The sequence below is a fragment of the Streptomyces sp. NRRL WC-3549 genome (assembly GCF_000721935.1).
Lineage (GTDB): Bacteria > Actinomycetota > Actinomycetes > Streptomycetales > Streptomycetaceae > Streptomyces.
The window spans coordinates 33,296-41,847 of the sequence record NZ_KL585434.1 but is presented as its reverse complement, the minus strand read 5'-3'; the positions used below and the strand labels follow the sequence as shown (position 1 = coordinate 41,847).

Here is an 8,552-nt window from a genome sequence, read left to right as displayed (position 1 = left end):
CCCCGCCACGACTACGACGGCGACGGCCGGAGCGACATGGCCGCCTGGTACGACTACGCCGACGGGCACGACGCCATGCAAACCTTCGCCGGCGGCGCGGACGGCACGTTCACGGCGCCCCGCGTGGCCTGGGAAACCGGCAAGGGCAACTTCTGGGCCGAGCACATGAAGCGGGTCACCGGGGACTTCGACGGCGACGGGACGGGGGACGTCGCCGCCTTCTACGGGTACGACGACGGACGGGTCTCCCTCTTCACCTGGCTGGGCACGGGCACGGGTACCTTCGCGCCGTACTTCTCGTCCTGGGCCGTGGCCGCCGGCAACTGGACCTTCGACGCCATGACCGCCCAGGCGGGCGACTTCAACGGCGACGGCCGCGACGACCTCGCCGTCTGGTACGACTACCGCAACGGCGACGACAAGCTCTTCACCTTCCTGGCCGACGCCGACGGCGGTTTCGCCGACCCGTTCCCCTCCTTCCAGCGCACCGCCGCCGACGGATGGGAGGTCCACCACATGAAGTTCGCCACCGGCGACTACAACGGTGACGGCCGCGACGACCTCGGTGTCCTGGACAGTTACACCGCCGGCACCGTCAGGCTGATGGCCTTCACCGGTCGGCCCGACGGCGGTTTCGCCGAGCCCGTACGCGGCTGGGAGTCCAGCGGCTGGCAGTTCGACCGGGTGAGCGTGTACTCCGGAGACTTCGGCGGGAACGGCCGCGCCGAATTCGCCGCGTGGTACGACTACGCCGACGGGCACGACGCCCTGATCGGCTTCACCCTGGGCGCCGACGGCGCGTTCGGCGGCCGGCGCGAGATACTGAACACCCCGCCGGGCTGGTACGACCGGTCCAGGATGAGCATCGTCTCCGGCGACTACAACGGTGACGGTCGCGACGACCTCGCCACGCTGTACGGATACAGCGACGGACGGGTGAAGACCATCAGCTTCCTCGCCCGGGCCGACGGCACCCTCGGCGGCGGGCTGCACAGCTGGGAGACCTCCAGCGGCTGGACGTTCAGCAGAGCCCACATGATCGAGCGATACAACAGCCCGCCCAGGGGCCTGCCCCTCTGCCCGACCGTCTACGGACACGGCGGTTACCCCACCGGCGAGGACGCCTGGGCGCGGGACCAGGTCCGTCAGCCCAACCATCCGAAGGGACTCGCGGAGCAGAAGAGCTGGGGAGCGGGCGGTGTCGAGGCGGATCTCCGGCTCACCCGCGACGGCACCAAGGCCGTGATGTGGCACAACAGCACCACCCGGGGTCTGACGGGCGCCAAGGCCGACATCGCGAAGACCTGGTGGGCCACCGGTACCGCCCGGCTCAAGGGCCGAACGATCGACCACGGCCCGTACGAAGGGGAGACCGTCTACACCTTCCGTGAATGGCTCGACCACGCCGAGCGTCTGGACATGGCGGCTTTCGTGGAGCTGAAGAAGGAGACGGAGCAGTCCCTGGGCAACGACGACGCGTCCATCCGTGAAGCCGCCTGGAAGGAGGTCATCGACCCCATCGCGGAGCGTGCGTCCGAGCAGAAGATCATGATCTACACGTCCTCCGAGGTTCTGCGGCCCGAACTCGTCAGGCGCATCGAGGCGGCAGGGCTGGGCGCCGCGCTGAAGGACCACCCCCGCTGGATCGACCCGGACACGGTCCGCTGGGAGGAGCCCCCTCCGGCGGTGTCCGGCAACTACGCCACGTGGCAGGCGAAGCTGGACCAGTACGGCTCCACGATCTCCCCCGTGCCGATGGTCACCACCTGGCCGAAGGAGTTCACCACCTGGCTGAAGGGGAAGTGCCGCTGACCCGGATCGGCTCCCGGTCCGACCGGGCCCGGATCGGCTCCCGGCCCGACCGGCCCCGGATCGGCACCCGGTCCACCGGCCCGGATCGGCCCCTGGCCGTGGCCCGTGGCCCCTCCGGCAGGGTCAGCTCGCCGGTCCGTCGTCGCCTCGGCGTAGCGCTCCCCGCGCCGAGGCGTGCCTTCGAGTGCGGCAGCGAAGTCCCGGAGTTCCGGTTCGGCGGTGCCACGCAGGGGACGGTGCTGCCGGCCCGGGTCGATCCGGCCACCCGCGCGTGCACCGTCGAGCGCCCGCCCGCTCCCCCGGCACCCGCCAGACGGAGTCGCGTAGCGAGGACCGGAATCAATTCCCGTCGGCCCCCGTCAGGAGCGGTCCCGGGCGTCCGGGGCCGGGCGGCCCGCCGCGCGTCGTTTCCGTACGGCGGCGATCGCGGCGAGCACCACGCCGACCGCGAGCACGATCAGCCCGCGGAGCCACACGTCCGCGTCGATCTGCGTGGCGAGCATGACGCACGAGGCGGCACCGAGGACGGGGACCAGGACGGGTACCCGGAAATGGCCGCGTGCTCCTCCGCCGTCCCCGCGCAGCACGATGGCCGCGGTGTTGACAAGGAAGAACACCACGAGCAGAAGCAGGACAAGGGTGGAGGCGAGCGTGGCCACGTCCCCCGTCAGGGCCAGGGCCAGGGAGAGCACCGTGGTGGTGACGACGGCGGCCACGGGAGTGCGGCGGCCGGGCAGGACCCGGGTCAGGTACCGCGGGAGCAGCCCGTCCCGCGCCATGCCGTAGGCGAGCCGGGAGGACATGATCCCGGTGAGCAACGCCCCGTTGGCGACGGCGATCAGCGCGATGACGCTGAACAGCCCGGTGGGGACCCCGCCCGCCGCCTTGACCACCTCGAGCAACGGCCCGCCGGACTCGGTGAGGACGTCGGTGGGCACCGCCGCCGCGGCGGCGACGCCGACCAGCACGTACACCGCTCCCGCGGTGAGCAGGGCCCCGAAGAGCGCTCGCGGGTAGGAACGTCGGGGATCGAGGGTCTCCTCGGCCACGTTCACGGACGTCTCGAAACCGACGAACGAGTAGTACGCCAGCACCGCCCCGCTCAGCACCGCGCCCGCCGGCCCTTCGGACGGCGTACCGAGTTCCGTGAGCCGTCCGAGGTCGGCGTCACCGCGCAGGATGATCCAGGCACCGAGCACGACGACCAGGACGAGTCCGCCCACCTCGACGAGCGTGGCGAGCACGTTGGCACGCGTCGACTCCCGGATGCCCCGCGCGTTCAGCAGGGCGAGAGCCGTGAGGAACACGACGGCGACGAGAGCGACGGGGAGGGCGACGAACTCGGTGAGGTAGTCGCCCGCGAAGCCGCGGGCGAGCGCGGCGACCGAGACGATGCCGGCGGTGAGCATGCAGTACCCGGCGATGAAGCCCGTGAACGGTCCGTACGCCAGGGTCGCGTAGTGGGAGGCCCCACCGGCCCGCGGGTACTTGGTGGCCAGTTCGGCGTACGAGGCCGCAGTGAGCAGCGCGAGGCAGAGCGCGGCGAGGAGGGGCGCCCACACGGCTCCCCCCGACTCGCCCGCGACCTCCCCGACCAGGACGTAGACGCCCGCGCCGAGGACGTCCCCGAGGATGAAGAAGTAGAGCAGGGGCGTCGTCAGCGTCTTCTTGAGGTGCGTTGCGGAGTCCGGTGCCTCCGAGCGTGTGTGCGATGAGTTCACCGAGGCCGTCTACCCGGTCCCGGGGCGGGCAGGCGACAGATCCACCGGATGGCGGCCGGACCGGGCGGGGCGTGTCGGTGCGGCCCATGGATCGCAGGCCGGGCCGTCGGCCGCCACGGTGCGAGGAAGCCGGTGACGGCCCGTTCGGTGGTACGGCGCGCGAAGCGCGTCCCGGAACCAGCAGCGCGTCGCGCGCGGAGAAGTGATCCGGGACGCTCCTTGTGCGCTACCGCGAACGCGGAGTGCGCCACCGAGCGCCTGTCGCAACTCTCCGTACCGTTACGAACGCATGGAGTCACCTCGCGGGGGGATGCTGGTGTCGAGGCCCAGCCAAGAGCACCCCTCGGTCACGCAGCCCATGGTCTCCGGGCGCCACCCGCGCCGCTACGACTGACGAGGCGTGCGGAGCGACAGGCGGAGGACGGCGCCGCTCCGGGCACCTCACGCGCGGTAGCCACGTCAAGGATCACGCACACGTGGAGACGGATCCCGACGTTCCGTCCCGGAAGGAGTTGTCCCATGGCCGCAATCTCCCAGATCGTCGCGCACGTCGTGACGGCCGACGTCGAGCACGCCTCTACCGGGTCGTGGATCTATCTCGGTCTGGGCGGACGCGAGTTCAGCCTCGACACGCACGGCATCGATTTCTCACGCGGCGCCGACGCCAATTTCCGTCTGGGTGCCGAGAGCAACGTGAAGTACCCCGAGTACAACGATCCGCGTACCCCGCCCCTGAGCACGGAGGACCTGTCCCACTTCCCCGTCTACCTGCGGGTGGAGACAGCGGGAGGCGGACCGGCGTGGTGCCTGGAATGGGTGTCGGTGACGGTCGATCCGGACACTTCCCGTCGCCGCCGCTTCACGCCTCCGTGCCTGTCCGGCTCCGGCAGGGAAGGCAGGATCTGGCTGGACACCGGATACGGCAAGGCACTGTACCTGCGCCCTGCGGACGATCCGGGCCCGCGGCGCTGACCCGTCCCCTGTGCGCTTCGGGCCTCGAGCCGGGTCCCCCGGAAGCGCGCCCTCCCCCTCACTCCTCGGAGGTTTCCCGTGCCCCGCCATTCCCGCACCTCGTTGAGCCACGCACTGCGACGCATGGTCCATGTGACGGAGGATCTGGTCGACGACGCCCTGGACCGCGCCGGCGACTTCGAACGCGGCATGCGCCATTCCCTGAGCGACGCCCTGGACGACGACAGGCACCACCGTGACAGGCACCGCCATGACAGGGACCACCACGACCGGGGCTGCCACGACGGGGGCCACCACGGCCAAGACCGCCATGACGACGACTGCGATGACGACGACCGAGACCGCCGTCCCCGGATCGCGGCCGGCGCCCGGGCCGGCTCCTCGTCACGCGACGCGGACGAACTCGTCGCCCTCACGGCACAGATCTCGCTGCTGGCGGACCGCCTGGAGAGGCACCGGGACGAGGGAAGGGGCCGGGCGACGACCGGGGCCGTCCCCCCGCCCCGCGACGCCGAGGACTACGACGCCCTGAGGGAAGACCTGGCGACACTGTCGGCCCGCATCGACCGGCTCTCCGCCGTTGAGCGCTGAAAGATGTCCGCAACGTCCCGCCGTACACCCCGAAGGCCGTGGCCCGGGGCACCCGGCGGATGCGGCCCTGAGGCCGAGCGCCGGTCTCGTACCGGGAACACCCGGCTCGTGCGACGGCGGCGCGGAGACACGGGCCCCCCGCCCGAGCGACGCCGGGCATGGGGTGGTGCCGGGCGTCGCGCCCCCGGCCGGGGCCCGCGGGGCACCCCGGGGCGTCGTGCCGCGGCCCCCGTGGTGTGCCCGGCGGCCGGAAGGGGCCGGCGATGAGTGAGAGCCGCGCACGTCTGCTGGCCCGGGTCCTGGCGCAGCTCGCCGGGACGGAGGCCGCTCATACCTTGCTGCCCCGGAGCCGCTCCGGTCCCCCGGGCGACAGCCCCGGCGCGCGTCGGGCCAGGAACACCCGCAAGGCCCTGGAGAGTCTGGGGCCGTTCTACATCAAGGCCGGGCAGATGCTGGCCACGCGCCCGGACTTCGTACCGCCGGAGATGATCGCCGAGTTCGAGAAACTCCACGACAACGTCTCGCCCGCACCGTTCACCGATTTCGAACCGGTGCTGACTCAGGAACTCGGCCCGCTGTGGCGTCGGCGGTTCACGGACATCGACACCGACAACCCCCTGGGCACCGCGTCACTGGCCCAGGTGTACCGGGCCGAACTGCCGGGCGGCCGACAGGTCGCCGTGAAGATCCAGCGGCCCGGCGTCCGCGAGGCGGTGAGCGCGGACATGAAGCTCATCCGGACCCTGGCGAGGTTCGCGGCACGGCGCACGACCCGGTTCAACGACGTCATCGACGTCGAGGCCATGCTCGGCGTCGTCTTCGACGCGATGCGCCCGGAACTCGACTTCGTCAAGGAGGCACGGAACATGACGGAGGCCGCCGAGGCGGCCGCCGGCTTCGACCACATCGCCGTCCCCGAGGTCGTCTCCGCGACCGGCCGCGTCCTGGTCCAGGGGCTGGCCCCCGGCACCTCCATCCGGGAGGCCGACCGGGAAGCCTTCACCGTGGAAGAACGCGCGGCCATCGGGCGGGACCTGCTCGCCTTCATGTACCGGGGATACTTCGTCGACCGGATCTTCCACGGAGACCCCCACCCAGGCAACGTGTTCGTGCACCCCGGGCAGCCCGCCACCCTCATCGACTGGGGCATGGTCGGGCGCATCGACCGCCCCATGAGCACCAGCATCCTGCTGCTGCTCCTGAACCTGGCGATGAACGACGGGGCGGGCACCGCCCGGGCGTGGATCGACATGGGCGGCACGACACCCTGGACCCGCGCGGCGGCGTTCGCCGGTGACATGGCGGCGCTCGTACCGCAGATCGCCACGGCGTCCCTGGAGGAGCTCAACTTCGGCGTGACCCTCACGGCCGTACTCCAGCACTCCACCCGCCGGGGCATCCGCACCAGCCCCATGGTCGCCATCCTCGGCAAGTCCTTCGCCAACATCGAAGGCTCCATCCGCCACCTGTGCCCGGAGCTCTCCCTCATCGAGGTCTTCTCCGAAGAGCTGATCGGCATCGTCACCGACCTGGTCAAGGAGGCTCTCTCGCCGGAGCAGGCCGTACGTACCGCGCTGGAGCTCATCACGGCCGGGGCCGCCGCCCCGCAGCAGTTGCGCGGCGTCACCCGGGACCTGTCCAACCGCGACCTGAGCATGCGGATGACCCTCGACGGCCCGAAGAGACGGTCCCGGCCGACACTCCGACTCGGAATACCCGAGGCCGGGCTGTCCGTGGCAGCCGCCCTGTTCTGGCAGCACTACGCCAAAACGCGGTGACTCCCCCCGACGCCGCACCCCCCACGCCCCCCAGAACGAGGAGCCCGCCATGTACCCGCAGGCCCCGACGACCGGTGCGCTCGATCTCGCCGACCTCCGCGAGCGCATCGACACCACCCTCGCCGACTTCCTGCGCCGCCCCCTCCAGCGTGTTCCCGCCCAGAACCGGCGCCGCAGTCACCGGCACGACCTCGACCGGACCCTCACCGACTACGTGCTCGCCCCGGGCAAACGCGTCAGGCCCCTGCTCTGCGTCATCGGCTGGCACGCGGCGGGCGGCGGCGGGAGCGAGGAGACCGTCCTGCGCCTCGCGGCGTCGCTGGAACTGTTCCACGCCTTCGCCCTCATCCACGACGACATCATGGACGACAGCGACACCCGCCGGGGACTGCCGAGCGCCCACCGGGCTTTCGCCGTCCGCCACCGCGACCGCCCCGACGCGAACACCTTCGGCAGGAACCTCGCCGTCCTCCTGGGCGACCTGGCACTCGTACGGTGCGACGAGATGCTGCACAACGCCGGCTTCACCGAGCAGGAGCACCGTGCGGTCCTGCCCCTGGTCGACACGATGCGCGACGAGGTCGTCCTCGGCCAGTACCTGGACCTGCACACCACCGGATCGCCCACAGGCGACACCGACCGCGCTCTCACGGTGATCCGCCTCAAAACGGCCAAGTACACCATCGAGCGCCCCCTCCACCTGGGGGCCGCCCTCGCGGGCGCCGGCACCCGCACCCTCGACGCCTGCTCCGCGTACGCCCTCCCGCTGGGTGAGGCCTTCCAACTGCGGGACGACCTCCTCGGCACCTTCGGCGACCCAGCCGTCACCGGCAAACCGGTCATCGAGGACCTGCGCTCCGGCAAGGCCACCGTCCTGATGGCCCTGGCCGTCCGGCGCGCGGCGCCGCACCAGGCGGAGCTGCTGGACAGGCTCGTCGGCGACCCGGGCCTGGACGAGGAGGGAGCCATGTCGGTGCGTCGCGTCCTGGAAGCCACCGGGGCCCGGGCGACCGTCGAGAGGATGATCCACGAACGTTACGCCACGGCACTCGCCGCGCTCAGCCGCTCGCCCTTCGCACCGGCCGCGGTCACGGCCCTGCGCCGCATCGCCGCCGGTGCGGTCAGCCGGACGGCATAGACGTCACCGTCCCGCCGCCCCGTGCACGCGCGGCGTGGGCGGCCTTCCAGGAGGAACCGTGAGCGCCACCGACGCCCTGGCCCTGCCGTTCTACTGCCCGATCGAGCCGGCCATCCACCCGGAGGCCGAGGAAGCCGAACAGCGTGCCGTCGACTGGATCCGACGAGCGGGGTTCGCCAGGTCCGACGCCGAGCGCCTCCGCGTCCTGGCCACCCGCAGCGCCCACTTCTACGCGCGCTTCGCCCCCCATGCCGACCGTGACCGCCTCTGGCTCGCCGTCTGCTGGATCTACTGGGGTTTCGCCTTCGACGACGCGTACTGCGATGAGGGCCCTCTCGCCTCTGACCCCGCCGGGTTCGCCCGTGTCGCCGCGCACACCCAGCGCGCTCTGGAGATCCCCGGTCCGCTGAGCACGCACGATCCCTTCGCCGCCGCCCTGCACGACCTCGGCGAACGCTTCCGCGCCTGCGCGACCTCCGTCCAGAACCGGCGCTTCCACCATGCGCACCGCTCCTGGCTCTCCGGTGTCCAGTGGCAGGT

Annotated in this window: 7 protein-coding genes; 6 read left to right on the top strand and 1 reads right to left on the bottom strand. The window is 71.7% G+C overall.

From position 1 onward, the window contains the following. On the top strand, window positions 1–1,812 hold a 1,812-nt coding region (locus tag IH13_RS0131385), incomplete at its 5' end, for an FG-GAP-like repeat-containing protein (RefSeq protein ID WP_031089665.1). Window positions 1,813–2,171: 359 nt separating this feature from the next. Here the strand turns inward: IH13_RS0131385 and IH13_RS0131380 are convergent. After that, window positions 2,172–3,533, bottom strand: a complete 1,362-nt coding sequence (locus IH13_RS0131380; RefSeq protein ID WP_031089662.1) for an APC family permease — start codon at window positions 3,531–3,533, stop codon at window positions 2,172–2,174. Between the two features lie 519 nt (window positions 3,534–4,052). Between IH13_RS0131380 and IH13_RS0131375 the strand changes: the two genes are divergently transcribed. The 5 genes from IH13_RS0131375 to IH13_RS0131355 all read left to right on the top strand — a co-directional run. Continuing rightward, window positions 4,053–4,505: a hypothetical protein gene (locus tag IH13_RS0131375; protein WP_031089660.1), complete on the top strand. Its 453-nt coding sequence runs from the start codon at window positions 4,053–4,055 to the stop codon at window positions 4,503–4,505. A gap of 123 nt (window positions 4,506–4,628) precedes the next feature. Next, complete coding sequence (locus tag IH13_RS0131370; RefSeq protein ID WP_031089658.1) at window positions 4,629–5,096, top strand: hypothetical protein; 468 nt, start codon at window positions 4,629–4,631, stop codon at window positions 5,094–5,096. Between the two features lie 263 nt (window positions 5,097–5,359). Further along, window positions 5,360–6,874 (top strand): ABC1 kinase family protein, encoded by a 1,515-nt coding sequence (locus IH13_RS0131365; protein WP_037842973.1) that lies wholly within the window; start codon window positions 5,360–5,362, stop codon window positions 6,872–6,874. 49 nt (window positions 6,875–6,923) lie between these two features. Continuing rightward, entirely contained in the window at window positions 6,924–8,012 is a 1,089-nt protein-coding gene (locus IH13_RS0131360; RefSeq protein ID WP_031089655.1) for a polyprenyl synthetase family protein, read from the top strand. Window positions 8,013–8,070: 58 nt separating this feature from the next. Continuing rightward, window positions 8,071–8,552, top strand: a 482-nt coding sequence (locus IH13_RS0131355; protein WP_037842985.1) for a terpene synthase family protein, incomplete at its 3' end; no start/stop codon positions are given.

Excerpts from the sequence above, each read along its gene's own strand:
- IH13_RS0131375 (WP_031089660.1), top strand. The coding sequence starts at position 4,053 with ATGGCCGCAATCTCCCAGATCGTCGCGCACGTCGTGACGGCCGACGTC.
- IH13_RS0131370 (WP_031089658.1), top strand. The coding sequence starts at position 4,629 with ATGGTCCATGTGACGGAGGATCTGGTCGACGACGCCCTGGACCGCGCC.
- IH13_RS0131365 (WP_037842973.1), top strand. The coding sequence starts at position 5,360 with ATGAGTGAGAGCCGCGCACGTCTGCTGGCCCGGGTCCTGGCGCAGCTC.
- IH13_RS0131360 (WP_031089655.1), top strand. The coding sequence starts at position 6,924 with ATGTACCCGCAGGCCCCGACGACCGGTGCGCTCGATCTCGCCGACCTC.